This is a genomic window from Microbacterium hibisci, from assembly GCF_015278255.1.
Taxonomy (GTDB): domain Bacteria; phylum Actinomycetota; class Actinomycetes; order Actinomycetales; family Microbacteriaceae; genus Microbacterium; species Microbacterium hibisci.
This window is the reverse complement of sequence record NZ_JADIJC010000004.1, coordinates 189,069-203,779: the sequence shown is the minus strand read 5'-3', so window position 1 is coordinate 203,779 and position 14,711 is coordinate 189,069. Positions and strand designations below refer to the sequence as shown.

The 14,711-nt window shown below is 70.3% G+C and carries 10 protein-coding genes; 4 read left to right on the top strand and 6 right to left on the bottom strand.

Annotated elements, in window-relative coordinates; translation table 11 throughout:
- Positions 1-3,222 precede the first annotated feature (3,222 nt).
- Together IM770_RS09115 and IM770_RS09110 are read left to right on the top strand one after the other, a co-directional pair.
- The gene (locus IM770_RS09115; RefSeq protein WP_307785429.1) at positions 3,223-4,146 is read left to right on the top strand and encodes a ParA family protein; all 924 of its coding nucleotides are present in this window, start codon (positions 3,223-3,225) and stop codon (positions 4,144-4,146) included.
- On the top strand, positions 4,146-5,135 hold the full coding sequence (locus tag IM770_RS09110; RefSeq protein ID WP_203580820.1) for a ParB/RepB/Spo0J family partition protein: 990 nt from the start codon (positions 4,146-4,148) through the stop codon (positions 5,133-5,135). The genes IM770_RS09115 and IM770_RS09110 overlap by 1 nt, the downstream gene beginning before the upstream one ends.
- On the opposite strand, the gene IM770_RS09105 is transcribed toward IM770_RS09110, so the two are convergent.
- On the bottom strand, positions 5,130-6,392 hold the full coding sequence (locus IM770_RS09105) for an RNA polymerase sigma factor (RefSeq protein ID WP_203580819.1): 1,263 nt from the start codon (positions 6,390-6,392) through the stop codon (positions 5,130-5,132). The two genes, IM770_RS09110 and IM770_RS09105, sit on opposite strands and share 6 nt — an antisense overlap.
- 58 nt (positions 6,393-6,450) lie before the next feature.
- On the opposite strand from IM770_RS09105, the gene IM770_RS09100 reads away from it, so the two are divergent.
- Positions 6,451-6,798, top strand: coding sequence for a tryptophan synthase subunit alpha (locus IM770_RS09100; RefSeq protein WP_372430667.1), 348 nt, complete (start codon positions 6,451-6,453; stop codon positions 6,796-6,798).
- Positions 6,799-6,851: 53 nt separating this feature from the next.
- On the opposite strand, the gene IM770_RS09095 is transcribed toward IM770_RS09100, so the two are convergent.
- The 5 genes from IM770_RS09095 to IM770_RS09075 form a co-directional block, all read right to left on the bottom strand.
- Positions 6,852-7,268 carry a YciI family protein gene (locus tag IM770_RS09095; RefSeq protein ID WP_203580817.1) on the bottom strand — a complete coding sequence of 139 codons (417 nt, stop codon included), beginning with the start codon at positions 7,266-7,268 and terminating at the stop codon, positions 6,852-6,854.
- 208 nt (positions 7,269-7,476) lie between these two features.
- Positions 7,477-7,800: a thioredoxin gene (trxA, locus tag IM770_RS09090; protein ID WP_203580816.1), complete on the bottom strand. Its 324-nt coding sequence runs from the start codon at positions 7,798-7,800 to the stop codon at positions 7,477-7,479.
- A 93-nt stretch (positions 7,801-7,893) separates the two neighbouring features.
- Positions 7,894-8,910, bottom strand: coding sequence for a thioredoxin-disulfide reductase (gene trxB, locus IM770_RS09085; RefSeq protein WP_203580815.1), 1,017 nt, complete (start codon positions 8,908-8,910; stop codon positions 7,894-7,896).
- Positions 8,911-9,064: 154 nt separating this feature from the next.
- A complete protein-coding gene (gene murJ / locus IM770_RS09080) occupies positions 9,065-10,669 on the bottom strand; it encodes a murein biosynthesis integral membrane protein MurJ (protein WP_203580814.1) in 1,605 nt (534 codons plus the stop codon).
- Complete coding sequence (locus IM770_RS09075) at positions 10,666-12,993, bottom strand: DUF6049 family protein (RefSeq protein WP_203580813.1); 2,328 nt, start codon at positions 12,991-12,993, stop codon at positions 10,666-10,668. Before IM770_RS09075 ends, murJ begins: the two co-directional genes overlap by 4 nt.
- A 137-nt stretch (positions 12,994-13,130) precedes the next feature.
- Between IM770_RS09075 and IM770_RS09070 the strand changes: the two genes are divergently transcribed.
- Positions 13,131-14,669, top strand: a complete 1,539-nt coding sequence (locus tag IM770_RS09070; RefSeq protein ID WP_203580812.1) for a DUF7059 domain-containing protein — start codon at positions 13,131-13,133, stop codon at positions 14,667-14,669.
- The last annotated feature ends 42 nt before the right edge of the window (positions 14,670-14,711 follow it).

The following is a 14,711-nucleotide window of genomic DNA, read 5'->3' as shown; positions in this document are numbered from 1 at the left end:
TGTGGTGTTCGCACTCCCGACGATGGCGGCGTTCATCGGGTGCGACGGCTGGCCCCACGGCTTTTCACGTGAAACCCATCGCGGAAGTCGTTCCGTGGCGGAAGTGCGCGGGCGCGTGACGCCGAGGGAGGTCTGAGCAGTCCGAATAGCCCGGCGAGCAGCACTGCAGGTGGTCTCGGCTACGGCCCTGCACGTAGCGTTCGTCGTCGGCCTGTTGCGGGACCCTCTGCGACGGTCGCATTTCACCCGTGACCAGAGCTGCAGGCGGCGTTTCACGTGAAACACGTTGCGAAGCGCGGATGTCACTCGTGGCGCAGAGTCGTTCGGAATACTACAGCTTCCCGAGGGCCAAACGCGCCCGCGAGCTTCCACCGGAGGATCCATCGCAGGTCTTGACTGCTGCCCGGCGGGTAGCGCGCTCACCCGCTGGTTGGAGCGGACCGCACTGCGACAGGGGCATTCATCCGTTGCCAAGAGCACGGCGACGCAAGGCGTTTCACGTGAAACACATCCCGGAGATGGGATGTCGTTCCTCAGCGGGCACGCGGGTCCGCAGAGCCCCTCGGGAACCTTGAGTATTTCAAGAGGCCAGCGGGCAAGCCCACGCGGTCTTGGCTGCTGCTGCCGGCGCCACGCAGCGCTCCCCCACGAGTGGTTGCTATCCGCGATCGATACCCCGGCGTGCGTCCGCTGCCCAGACGATGCGGGGAGTTTCACGTGAAACGGACTCGAGAGTCGGACGTCGTGCGACCCCGGGACTTGCTCCGGACGCGTTCACCGTCCGGCGAGGCTTTGGTGCCCTACGTGTTCCGGCGATGGAACCAGGACCGTGACCCCGGGTCCCCCGCCGGGTGCGCGATCCGCGGTGGGCGTGGCAGCGACGCGCGCGTGGTCGCTGGGGCCCTGCGGTGGGCTGGCCGGTTTGATCAGAAGCGCACCGACCATGCGGATGTCCGGGACTTCCATGCCCGCGACGGTGCGTGTCGAGACCGCGGCCCGGTGCGAGCGACTCGCCTCTGCGACCAGCTGACACCGCCGTGACGGACGTCCCATCACCGCAGCAGAGTCCGCGAGCATGGGGCGGGAGCCGCGGTGACACGGCGCGCGTCTCATCGCGAGCCACTGTGCGGAACGCGGGTCGTCGTCCGCGGTGGGTGCGACCGCCGGCCTTGCGGAGGGAGGGCTCGTACTACGCGCCTCATCCGGCGACGAGCACACGAGTAGGCACCACGGGCACCCCTCTCCCCATGTGCGGATCCGCGGCGGTCGCTTGCTGTGCAGCACAACCGACGCCTGCTACAGCAGTGCGTCCCTACGGGAACGCTCAGAGTGTCGGCTCGCGCCGTTGCATCGGAGGGCTGAGCTCTTGTTACGGCTGACATGAGCCGCCCACGCGACGTTTCACGTGAAACGGGAGCGACTGATCGGGCCTCGCTACGGTCGGTGACCGCCCTCGACAGGTTGCCGACGGTCAGCGCGCACCTCCGGTGCGTCCTCAGTTTGGCCCTCACCGCGGACGGCGCGGTTGAGAGAGCCACACCGACTCGGGGCCGCCCCCCCGAACTGGGCCATCTGCGTCTCCGAATCATGATGATGATGGTCGCGCTCGTTCGGATAGGTCGCGGCTGAACCGCGCGTAAACCGCGGCCTCCGAGACCCGTCCCGGTCCACCGCGACGATGGGGCGGGTGCATCAGAGCGTCTGACCGACGAAGCATTTCACCAGAATGGGCAACTCCCTTGCTTGCGCGGGCGGACGGATCGGCGTGCCGCGGCGATCGAGGCGTCAGCTCATCGAACCCGAGACGACCAGACCTCCACTCGAGGAATGGATGCGGTGGGAGTTGGGTTCAGCACCTCACCGTTTCACGTGAAACCGTCTCGATAGGCATGCGGGCGTGCGTTGGAGACCGTGATCCTGCACACAGCGATCGACACATCCGCCGCCTACACCGCGAGGGCGCCGTTAGCCGCGTCGGACGCTCGGCAACGCCGGGATCGTCACGCCGTGATCGACATCTCGATCGCGGAGGCAAGGCAGTCGAGGGTACGTCCTCCCCCACGCGAGCGTCCACCTGTCGCGTACGTGAGTCGCGAGATGCAGGATGCTGTTGACCGCGAGCCGGAGCGTCCTGTCTGCGACCTGACCACCCGGCGCCTCAGCGACCGTTGTGCGCCCGCCTTACACGCGTCGCCATGCCGGTCGACGACAGGATGTGCCGATGAGTCGGACGAATGCGCGTCGCGTACGCGTCCCCGACTTGCGAACCCGAACAGTGGGCCCGAAACAGCTCGCGCACGGTTTGGTCGCGATTGCCCCCGACGAGCCTGCGTTGACCGCCGGCGGCGAGCCATCGCGCCGCCTGGGCTCACGCGTGGCACACGCCCCCGGTAGCGAGCGCGATTCACCTGCTGTGTTTCACGTGAAACGCACACAGGCTCAGCCGCAGCCCGCCGGCGGGCAGCGAAGCCGTCCCCAAGAACCCGCGCCCTGGCGGCCGCGCGTGCCGTAAGCACGCCCGCAAATTGATTCATCAGACCTCGGTCCAGCCCCCGAACAACGCCACACCGGAGCGGTGTCGGTGCGAGGAAGGCTGCCACGCCGTCGTGACATCGGCGGGGTGTGAAGGCGTCGGATCGGCGCCGAGGAGCCCGGGCCGAATGAGAGAGTTCTCAGTCGCGAGCGAGCGGCGGGTTGGCGCGACTGAACGCGCGGCCCAAGGTTGACTAGGGAGGTGGATCATCCACGCGGAATGGTAAGGAACGCATGAATAAGTGGCTCCGGCGGCTGGGGATGGGGGGAAGGCGGGATAGGGTGGGAGACGATGTTGAGCGGCTCGGGCACGGGGGAGAGTTTCACGTGAAACAACCGGCCGAGGTCGACGCTCAGGCATCCATCTCGTCCGACGAACCGCGTACGGTCTGGACGCCGGAGTCGGTGACCGAGGATGCGTCCCTTCACGAGTCCGACCTCAGCGAGGCGCCGTCGCCCGACGAAGGCTCCTCATCCGAGGAGGACGGCGGCCCCCGCCAGGCGCACGAGGACAAAGCCGACGAAGCGGAACGCGACGGCAATGTCGAACCGAGTGAGGACACTGACCTCACACCCGAAGCCACCGCATCACACGAAGCCGCATCACCCGAGGCCGCATCACCCGAAGCCGCATCACTCGAAGCCGCATCACCCGAGGGCTCGACCGTCACGCAGGAAGAGGAATCCCCTATCGTGCAGCAGGACGGCGCCGCATTCGCGCAGGAGGCCGACGACTCCCCGATCGCTCGGGAACTCGCAGACCTCTCCGCACGCCGCAAGGCGCTCGAAGAAGCCGACGTGCAGCTCACCGGCCGGACGCGCGTGCTCACCGTGTCGAACCAGAAGGGCGGCGTCGGCAAGACGACGACCACCGTCAATCTCGCGGCTGCAATGGCCGAACGAGGCGCAAAGGTCCTGGTGATCGACCTCGATCCGCAGGGCAACGCCTCGACCGCACTGGGTGTGCCGCACACCGCAGACACGCCGAGCGTGTACGACGTGCTCATCGACGAGTTCCCGCTGGCCGACATCATCCAGGTGAGCCCTGAGTCGCCGAACCTGCTGTGTGCACCGAGCACGATCCACCTGGCGGGTGCCGAGATCGAGCTCGTGTCACAGGTCGCGCGCGAGCACCGCCTGCGCGTCGCTGTCGACGACTACCTCGCGAGCAATCCCGGTGAGCTCGACTTCATTCTCATCGACTGCCCACCCTCGCTCGGTCTCCTCACCATCAACGCCTTCACCGCCGCCGGCGAGCTGCTCATCCCCATTCAGTGCGAGTACTACGCGCTCGAGGGGTTGAGTCAGCTGCTCGGCACGGTGCGGATGATCCAGAAGCACCTCAATCCCCGTCTGGAGCTGTCGACCATCATGCTGACGATGTACGACGGGCGCACCAGGCTTGCCCAGCAGGTCGCCGACGAGGTGCGAGCTCACTTCCCCCGCGAGGTGCTCGACACCATCATCCCGCGGTCGGTGCGCGTGTCGGAGGCGCCGAGTTTCGGGCAGTCCGTTCTCGCCTACGATGGACAGTCGGCCGGCGCCATTGCGTACCGCGAAGCGGCTGTCGAGATGATCCGGCGCGACAGCGCCTCGAACGAAAGGGGCGCGTGATGGCAGCGAAGCGCACAGGACTCGGCCGCGGAATCGGGGCACTGATCCCGACGAACGAGCAGGCTGACGAGCGTCCCGCAGATGTCTTCTTCCCCCGTGCCGTCGCGGTGAGCGAGGCCGAACCGGCCGGCTCCACCTCCGACGCGGACGTGCGAGAGGATCTCGTCGAGGTGCCCGGCGCCCACCTGGCCCACATCGACCCGCACGACATCGTTCCCAATCCGCGCCAGCCGCGCACGAACTTCGACCCTGAGCACTTCGCAGAGCTCGTGCACAGCGTGCGCGAATTCGGGGTGCTGCAGCCGGTGGTGGTCCGCCTCAACGAGAAGGGCGACTACGAGCTCATCATGGGTGAGCGCCGTACCCGCGCCGCCCGCGAAGCCGGACTCACATCGATCCCCGCCATCGTGCGCGAGACCGCAGACGAGCACCTGCTTCGTGACGCCCTGCTCGAGAACCTGCACCGCTCAGAGCTGAATCCCCTGGAAGAGGCGTCGGCGTACCAGCAGCTGCTCGAAGACTTCGGCATCACGCAGGAGGAGCTCGCCACCCGCATCGGCCGCTCGCGCCCGCAGATCAGCAACACCATCCGCCTCCTCAAGCTGCCCGTGCCGGTGCAGCAGCGGGTCGCTGCGGGAGTGCTCACCGCCGGCCACGCCCGCGCGATCCTGTCGCTCGAGGATCCCACCGCGATGCAGCGCTTCGCTGACAAGATCGTCAACGAGGACCTCTCGGTCCGCGCCGCCGAAGCTGCGGCGAAGCTGCCGGACGCCTCCCCCACCCGTTCGGCGAAGCCGCAGGCCGGATCTCGCCGCTCCCACCTGGATGAGGTCGCCGGGCGCCTGGGTGATCGGCTGAACACGCGCGTCAAGATCGCGCTGACGGCACGTAAAGGCCAGATCAGCATAGATTTCGCGACGATTCAGGATCTGAATCGCATCCTCGCCGAACTCGGCGAGACGGAGTACGGGGCCCTCGAGGCGTCATAGCCGCCGGAGTGCCGCCGCACGACGCCGCAGGGCTTCGGCTTCGGCCGCATTGCCAGGCAGCTCTGCCGCCGCGAGGAACTCGGAGGCCGCGGCATCCGTTCGTCCGAGACGCTCGAGAAGCTCGGCGCGCACGGCGGTCAGCGGGCGGAACCCCGAGAGCTCGGGTGTGAGCTCGTCCACCACCGCGAGGGCGGGCTCGGGCCCGCGCGCCATGGAAAGTGCGACGGCGCGGTTGAGTCGCACCACCGCCGACGGCGCGAGCGACTCGAGCGTGTCGTAGAGCCGGAGGATCCGGGTCCAGTCCGTCGAGGCGAAGTCGGGCGCCATCGCATGACATTCAGCGATGGCGGCCTGCAGGCCGTAGTAGCCGATGCCGCGGGAGGCGGCATCCGCTCTCCGCATCGCCTCGCGACCGCGCGTGATCGCCGAATGATCCCAGCGGCGGCGATCCTGGTCGGCGAGGGTGACCGGCAGTCCGTCCGCGTCGACGCGCGCGGCGAACCGCGACGACTGGAACTCCATGAGCGCGATGAGGGACCAGATCTCGGATTCCCGCGGCATCATCGCGACGAGCTGCCGGCCGAGCCGAACCGCTTCGCGGGCGACTTCGGGGCGCAGGAGCCCCTCCCCCTCGGCAGCGGAGTACCCCTCGGTGAAGAGCAGGTAGATCACCTGCAGCACGCTGGCGAGCCGCGCCGGACGCTCGGCGCGATCAGGCACCTCGAATGCCACGCCCTCGGCGGCGAGTTGGCGTTTCGCGCGGACGATCCGCTGCTGAACGGTGGGCACCGTCATGAGCAGCGCACGAGCGATCTGCTCGGTGGTGAGTCCGGCCACCGTACGGAGCGTCAGTGCGAGGCGCGCTTGCGGCGCGAGCACGGGATGGCACGCGACGAAGACGAGCCGGAGCACGTCGTCGTCGATGCGGTCGGGGTCGGCGTCGTCGGGCACCGGATCGGAGGTCTCGGCGGCCAGGGCCTCGGTGACGAACATCGGCTCGCGCTGCGCGAGGCGCTCGCGTCGCCGCCAGCCGTCGATGGCGCGTCGTTTGGCGACCGACATGAGCCAGGCTCCGGGATTGTCCGGGATGCCGGAGGCCGGCCAGGACGCGAGCGCTTCGACGAGCGCTTCTTGGGCCAGATCCTCGGCCCATGCGAAGTCGCCGGTGTGCCGCGTGAGGGCGGCCACGATCCGGGCCGACTCCTCCCGCCACACGGCCTCGACCGCGCGGCGCGCGTGTGCGTCGTCAGAGGTCATGCTGTCAGCGTAGGCGCGGCCGGCCCGCGAGGCCCGAGCGACGTCGTACCCTTGATTGGTGGCGAACGACGAGCAGACCCCGCGCCGGCGCGCGAGCCTGGAGCTGCTGCGTGCGGAGGCCGCGGATGAGCTCTCGGTGCTCGTCACCGAACGTCTGCGGGCCGGCGAGGATCCGTGGGACTTCATGGACGACCTGCCCAGCGTCGACGAGCTCGTCGTGTTCATGCTGCGCGCCGAGAACATCGCCGCCAACGGCGGGTCGCGGCCGAACGCCACGCGGCACTACCGCGTGCTGCGGCAGATCGCCCTCGACTATCCCCCGCTCACCCGTGCGGTGTGGGGCTTGCTCGGTGACGCGAACACGCACCGCCGGTGGGACCCGACGGTGCGTGCCGAAGCGAGCTGAGCCACACGCCCGAACAGGTCGAGTCGAAGTGATCGGCTCGAACCCGCTCACGCTCAGGCGTTGGCGGCGCGCCACTCCTGCGCCTTCTGCACCCACTCGTCGTTCTGGTCGAGGTCTGCGAAGTCGTTGACTCGGCGCACCTCCAACACGGTGCCGGGGCCGAGCGGGCACTTGCGGGCCCAGTGCTCCGCCTCTTCGCGCGAGGCCACCTCGAGGATCCAGAACCCGGTGAACACCTCACGCGCCTCGGCGAAGGGGCCGTCGGTCTGCGCCGGCGGCACCGTGCCGAAGTCGAGCCGGAAGCCCTCGGACGCGTCCGAGAGTCCCTCGGCGCTGAGGAAGACGCCCGCCTTCTGGAGCTCTTCGTTGTACGCGCCCATCGCGGCGTACATCGCCGGCACGTCGGCGGCCGTGGGGTCGAACGCCGCTGCCGCCTCGGCCTCGACCTGCATGATGAACATGTAACGCATGGTGTTCCCTTTCGTCGGGGGCCGAGAGGCCCGCTGCGGGCCCGTGTGAGCCTTCACCGTGTGCGTCGAACCAGACTGCCGCAGATCGACACGCCTCCGCAGAATTCTTCAGATCTCGCCGAATTCCGCGAACGGCATATGAGGGGATCGCCGTGGAACGACGAAGCCCCGCCGGCGCGAGCCGGCGGGGCTTCGGAGGAGATGTTGCTCAGCCGATGTAGGGAGCGAGGTCCTGCTCGAGAGCGAACTTCGGCTTCGCGCCGATGATCGTGGTCTCGACCTGACCCTTGTTGAAGACCTTCATCGCGGGGATCGACGTGATCTGGTACTTCATCGCGAGGTCGGGGTTCTCGTCGACGTTCAGCTTGAGGATCGTGATCCTGTCGGGGTGCTCCGACTGGATCTGGTCGAGGACGGGCGAGACCATGCGACACGGGCCGCACCACTCCGCCCAGAAGTCCACGAGCACCGGACCCTCGGCCTGGAGCACGTCCTGCTCGAACGTGGCGGAGGTCGTCGCCTTGGCGGTCATCTGTCTTTCTCCTTCTGTGGAAAGTCTGTCCACGCACATCTAACGCGAGAACGGCGTGAAGTGTTCCCGGCTTGTGCGCGGCCGTCGACCGCGCTACGCGGCGGCGGCGTCCGCGGCAGCGTCGCCCTCAGGGTCGGCGCCGGGAAGTCCGTCGATCTCGGCGACGTCGGGTGCCGGTGCGCCGGCCTCACCGAGTGCGGCGAGGTAGTGCTCGAGGTCGAGAGCCGCGACCGTTCCGCTGCCGGCGGCGGTGACCGCCTGGCGGTAGGTCGGGTCGATCACGTCGCCGGCGGCGAAGACGCCCGGCACCGAGGTGCGGGACGAGCGTCCGTCGACCCACACCGTGCCCTCGGACGTGAGGTCGAGCTTCTGGTGCACGAGGTGGGTGCGGGGGTCGTAGCCGATCGCGACGAAGACGCCGTCCAGCGCGAGCTCACGGGTGGAGCCGTCGACGGTGTCCTTGAGCACGACGCCGGTGACCGCGTCGTCGCCCAGGATGTCGGCCACCTCGGAGTTCCAGATGAACTCGATCTTCTCGTTCTTGAACGCGCGGTCCTGCATGATCTTCGATGCGCGCAGCTCGTCGCGGCGGTGGATCACGTAGACCTTCGACGCGAACTTGGTGAGGAAGGTCGCCTCCTCCATCGCGGAGTCGCCGCCGCCGACGACCGCGATGACACGCTCGCGGAAGAAGAAGCCGTCGCAGGTCGCGCAGTACGAGACCCCGCGACCCGACAGGCGGGACTCGCCCTCGATGCCGATCTTGCGGGGCGCGGAGCCGGTCGCGAAGATGACCGCGTCGGCCTCGTGCGAGGAGCCGCTGCCGAGCGTGACCTTCTTGACCGGGCCGTCGATCTCGAGCCCGACGACGTCGTCATAGACCACCTCGGCGCCGAACTTCTCGGCCTGCTCCTGCATCTTGGCCATCAGGTCGGGGCCCATGATGCCCTCGGGGAAGCCGGGGAAGTTCTCGACCTCGGTGGTGTTCATCAGCTCGCCGCCGGCCTCGACCGAGCTGGCCACGACGAGCGGGTTCAGGTTCGCGCGAGCGGCGTAGATGGCCGCCGTGTAGCCCGCGGGGCCCGAGCCGATGATGATGACCTGACGCACGTTCACACCTTTCCTCGTGAAGCCCCGGAGCGTCTCATGACAGACGCGAGGGCTCCGGATGCCTCAACACATGGTAACCGCGTGGCATTCCAGGGCCCGTCCGGCGCGGGCGTCCGGCCCAGATGCGCGGGCCTGCCCAGATGCGCGGGCGGGCTCAGCGGCCGCCGGGAAGGAAGCGGCGCACGAGTCCGGTCGCGACCGACAGCTCGGGCGCGCGCAGGAGGGCGAGGAAGCCGACGTAGACCGCGACAGACACGAGCCCGATGACCGCCGCGCCTGCCGCGCCGAGCAGCGGACTGGCCGTGGTCCAGCCGCTCGCACCGCCGAACCAGAGGAACACGAGCCACCCGGCACCGGCCGCCGGGAGGGCGGCGATGACGAAGCGCAGAAGTGACAGCATCCACGATCCGATGGACAGCCCGCCGAGACGGCGCTCGAGCAGCCACGTCGCGATGATCACCTGGATCAGGCTCGCGATCGACTGGCCGAGCGCCACGCCCGCCGCCAGGTATGCCTGCGACAGCACGGCTTCGGCGACGAGCGCCGTCGCGACCACGATGCCGCACTGCAGCAGCGTGAAGAAGAACGGGGTGCGGGTGTCGTCGTAGGCGTAGAACGTGCGCTGGATGACGAAGAGCACCGCGAGTGGAATGAGTCCGACCAGGAACGCCAGGAGCACCCACGCGGCCTCGACCGCCTGATCGGCGGAGTTGGTGAAGATCCGCGACGCGGGCACGGCCGCCGCGGCGAGGGCGAACGTGGCGATCACGATGAACACGCCGAGCGTGCGGATGCTGCGCCCGACGTCGGCGCGGACGTCGGCGTCGCGTCCCGCCGACGCGTGCTCGCTCAGCTGTGTGAAGTACGGGGTGCCGATCGACAGCACGATGATCGAGTACGGGAGCATGAAGAGCAGCCACGCGTTCTGCGAGGCGAGCGCCGCCGGGCCGTCGCCCGACGCGCCGGAGAGCACGCGGGACTGCACGAGCCCCGCGAACTGCCCCGCGAGCACCATCAGGAACGTCCACCCGGCGAGACGGCCGATGTGGTTGAGCCCCACGCCGCGCCAGCGGAAGTCGGGGCGGACGTGCAGTCCGGTGCGGCGCCAGAAGAAGAGGAGGATCACCGCCTGGACCACGATCGCGAAGGTCGCCGTGCCGCCGATGAGGGCGATCATCTCCGGCGTCCAGTCCTCGGTCTCGGTGATCGGGCCGCCGAAGAGGGCGATGAAAACGAGGAAGCCGGCGATCGACACGACGTTGTTGACGATGGGCGCCCAGGTGAACGGGCCGTACACCCGTCGCGCATTGAGCGCCTCGCCGACCAGCGCGTAGAGCCCGTAGAACAGGATCTGGGGGAGGCACCAGTAGGCGAAGGCGGTCGTCAGGGCGAGCTGATCCGCGGTGTAGTCCGGAGCGTAGAGCTGGACGAGCCAGGGCGCCGCCAAGGTCGCCAGCACGGTCGTGACGACGAGCACCACGGTGCCGAGCGTGAACAGCTTGGAGATGAACGCGCGTCCGCCGTCGGGGTGGGCGCTGGCCTTCACGATCTGCGGCACGACGACGGCGGTGAGCAGCCCCGTCGAGATGATCGCGTAGATGTTGTTGGGCAGCTGGTTGGCGGTGCCGAACGCGTCGCCCGCACGGCTGCTGACCGAGCCGACAGCGGCGACCAGCACGACCGAGCGCAGGAACCCGGTCAGCCGCGACACGACCGTCCCTGCGCCGATGAGGACGCTCGCCCGCCCGATGCCGCTCATCGCTCGCGCTCCTCGCCCGGATCGGTGGCGTCGGATGCGTCGGTCGGCTCCGCAACGTCGACCCCGTGGACGACGTCCTTCGGACCTTCGGCCGTCGCCTCGCCGGGAACAGCCGCATCGCCCTCCGCCGGAGCCTCCGCCGGAGCCTCCCCCGGAGCGTCCGCGGCTGCGTCGGCTGCGGCATCCGTCTTCCGCCGTCGGCGCATCCGCAGCACCGTCCGCGCGATGCCGAACGCCAGCAGCACACCGACCAGCACCGCGAGGGCCGCGATGCCGACGGCCTCCCAGTCGGCGTAGACGCTGACCTCGACGGTCTCGGAGTCGCCGATCGCCACGAACGCCGGGCTGCGCAGCTGCAGCGTCAGGTTCACGTCGCCGCGCCCGACGCGGGCCTGTACGGGCACCTCCACGCGCGTGTTGCTCTCGGGCGTCGCCACGAGAGGGGTCTGCGGCTGCACGTCCAGGCGCGGATTGTCGCGTGTCGTGTACAGCACGAGGTTCACGGGATACGGCAGGTCGTTGCGCACCCAGAACCGCAGCGCGGCGGTCGAGCCGTACAGGTCACTGGGGCTCGTCGGCAGGAGTGCGACGGAATCGAGGGTCTCGACGGTCGAATCGCGGTGGTCCGCGAGGGCGGCCGGCCACGCGCCGTCGCCGACCCAGGCGACCCCGAGCAGCTGCAGGATCTCGGCGCGCTCGGGACCGGTCAGGAGCGAAGGGGTGTCGAGAATGGTCGCGAACCGTGCGAGTTCGGCTTCGTCGGCGACGAGAGCGGATGCCGCGGCAGCACGTTCCTGCGAAGCCTCGACGTCTTCGAGGTCGACCGCGCGGGCGTCGCTCGCGGCCACCGTCGGGAGTGTGCGCGGCGCGACGTCGGGCGCCTCGAACGCGGCCGCGAGGGCGGCGCCGAGCTGGACGCGGCTGCGACCCTCTCCGCGTCCGACTGTCGCCAGAAGCGGTCCGTCCGTCTCGGCCGTCGCGAACGAGAGATAGGCGGTGGCCGAGGTGAGCGCCGCGCCACGGAGCCACACCTGCTCCTCCTGCGAGGCCTCGTCGAGCGCCGATGAGATGTCGCTGTCGTAGACCAGGACCTCGGCGGATCCGACGCGCCCGTGCGCCGAGACGGTGCGGCCGGCGGCACCGGCATCCGTCGTCGATGAGGGCACGAGCGTCACCGGCGTGGTGCCGTCCGCCGCGATCTCGGAGAGCCGGGTGGCGATCTCGGCGTCTGCAGTGCCGTCGGCCGGCCAGTAGACGCCTGCGCGTGTGGCGGGGCCGACGTCGAGCAGCTCCTCGTTGCCGGGCAGGGTGCTGCCGGCGGTCGGCGTCGGCGTGGGCGTCGGCGTGCTGGACGGCGTCGGGGACGGCGTGGGACCGGGGCTCGGCGCGGCGAAGTTCGCCGGATCCATGTACGCCGTGAACGACGTCGGCGCCAGCGGGCGCGGCAGACCCGACTGCAGCTGCGCCGTGACGTCGGCGTCGCCGAACTGGAGGGCGAAGCGCGAGTTCTCGAGGCTCTCGAGGCGTTCGAGCCACTCGACGGCGGACTCGGGGGCCGAGGTGCCGAGCACGCGGATCGCGGCCGGCACCGCGGGGTCGATCGCGAGGATCGCCGCGGTGCCCCTGACCGCGTCGAGCTGGTGGGTGAGATCGCCGTCCGATGCGGTGAGCGCGGTGAGCTCGTCGGCGGTCAGCAGTCCTTCGCCGAGAGCACCGGCGGTGATCGGCACGATGACGCCGAGGCCGACGTCCACGGCGTCGGCAGGAGGCACGATCATGGCGCTCGTCGACGTCACGGTGCCCTCCGCGCCGGCGTACGACGCGGCGAGCGGGTAGACGCCGGGCGCGAGGCCGGCCAGCGCCGGGTCGGCGGCCTCGACGGTGATGCCGCGGACCTGGTGCGATCCGGGCTGGACGGCGTCGAACCCGCCCTCGGCGACCGGTTCGAGCCCGGCCGACGACACGGCGCCCGCGAGCCACTCGCCCAGCGCCTCGCGATCGGCGATCGGCGTCCGTCCCAGCGCCAGGGTGACGGTGGTCGGGGCGATCTCGGCGGCGGTGGCGTTCTGGAGCGAGATCGAGACCCGCAGCGCCTCGCCGGGGCGCACGACGCCGTTGGCCGTCGGCGCGAGCGTGAAGACGGAGGTGCCGGCCGGCACCTCCGAGATCTCGCTGGACGTGGGGGTGGGCTCGGGCTCGGGCGCCGCGGCCGTCGCCGGCACCGGAAGCAGGACGCCGCCGACCACGAACACCGCCGCGAGTGCGGCGGTGACGAGACGCGGTGCGCGGCGAGGGGGGCGCCGCAGAGCTCGCGGTGGGGTCACGATCATCCTGTCGGGGGTTCGCTCCTGTGCGATGTCCTGACCGCACGATCGACCCCGATTCTACGGTCAGCGCCTCCGAGCCCGCCGGACGCCGGGCCGCCGGGGCGGCGCGCCGTGCCACACGGTTGAATGGAGACGTGCTCCCCGAACCGGATCCGACCCTCTGCCGAGACCTCGCCGCCGACCTGCGCGACGCCGACTTCACCGCGGAGGCCCTGCGCGACGCGTGGGGCGCGGCGGCCGACGACGCGATCGCGCGCGGCCTCCGTTCGCCGGCCTCGCGAGCCCTCGGCGACCGCCGCGACGCCCTCGCCGTGCTGGGCAGAACGCTGGTGCTCGGGATGCCGGAGGCTGCGGCATCCGTCGACAGCGCGCTCGCCCGAGTCGGCGCCGCCGGACTCGAGCGCCTCGGCCTCGCGCGCGTCACCGACGAGGTTGTGCAGCCGCTCGCCCTCGTGCGACCGCAGTCGTACGCCGATGCGTCGGGACCTGGCCAAGAGGAGACGACGGCGCAGTGGTGGATCGCGAGCGACCTGGACGAGGCCGCGCTCGGCGGGCCGCTGCCCGAGGACCACGTGCTCGGCGTCGGCGGTGCGTCGCTGACGCTCGCCGGCCTGCAGCTCACGACGCCGGCAGCCCGAGGGCTCGACATCGGGGCGGGATGCGGCATCCAGGCGATCCGGGCACGCGCCCAGGTGGCGCACGTGGTCGCCACCGACATCTCGCCGCGCGCGCTGGCGTTCACGCGCCTCAATGCCCTGCTCAACGGCATCGACGGCATCGAGACCCGCCTCGGCAGCCTCTTCGAGCCCGTCGCAGGCGAGCGATTCGACCGCGTCGTGTCGAACCCGCCGTTCGTCATCACGCCGCGCGTCGCCGACGTGCCGGCGTACGAGTACCGCGACGGCGGCATGGTGGGCGACGACCTGGTCGCCGCCTTCGTGCGCGGGGTCGGCGCCCACCTCACCGAGGGCGGGGTGGCGCAGCTGCTCGGCAACTGGGAGACGCGCGACGGCGTCGCGGGACTCGACCGCGTGCGCGCCTGGGTGGAGTCCTCGCCGGTGCCGCTGGACGCCTGGGTGGTCGAGCGCGAGAGCCTCGACCCGCTGTCGTACGCGGAGCTCTGGGTGCGCGACGGCGGCACGCTGCCGGGCACGCCCGGCTTCGCGCGGCTGGTCGACGCGTGGCTCGACGACTTCTCGGAGCGCCGCGTCACCGAGGTCGGCTTCGGCTACCTGCTGCTGCGGCGTCCGCGGACGGGGGCGCCGACGCTCGCGCGCTACGAGACGCTGCACACCGCGCTCACGGGAGACGGGCTGGGCGACCACTTCGCCGCCGCGCTCGAGGCCCACGACCGCCTGGCCGTGCTCGATGACGCGGGGGTCGCGGCATCCGTTCTGGTCGTCGCGCCGGACGTGACGGAGGCGCGTCACCATCTGCCGGGTGCGGAGGACCCGACCGTCATCGAGCTGCGGCAGGGCGGCGGCTTCGGCCGGGCGCTGGGCGTGGACCCGGGCCTCGCCGCGCTCGTCGGCGCGTGCGACGGTGATCTGCCGGTCGGGGTGCTGATCGACGCGATCGCCGACCTCCTCGAGGTCGACGCCGCCGCGCTGCGCGCGGACCTGCTGCCCCGCGTGCGCGAGCTCGCGTTCACGGGGTTCCTGCGCTTCGCCTGACGGATGCCCGAAACCGAATATGGATGCTGTCGCTGACAGTAT

Coding starts and splice junctions, on each gene's coding strand:
- IM770_RS09110 (WP_203580820.1), top strand. CDS start 4,146: ATGGCAGCGAAGCGCACAGGACTCGGCCGCGGAATCGGGGCACTGATC.
- IM770_RS09105 (WP_203580819.1), bottom strand. CDS start 6,392: ATGACCTCTGACGACGCACACGCGCGCCGCGCGGTCGAGGCCGTGTGG.
- IM770_RS09095 (WP_203580817.1), bottom strand. CDS start 7,268: ATGCGTTACATGTTCATCATGCAGGTCGAGGCCGAGGCGGCAGCGGCG.
- trxA (WP_203580816.1), bottom strand. CDS start 7,800: ATGACCGCCAAGGCGACGACCTCCGCCACGTTCGAGCAGGACGTGCTC.
- murJ (WP_203580814.1), bottom strand. CDS start 10,669: ATGAGCGGCATCGGGCGGGCGAGCGTCCTCATCGGCGCAGGGACGGTC.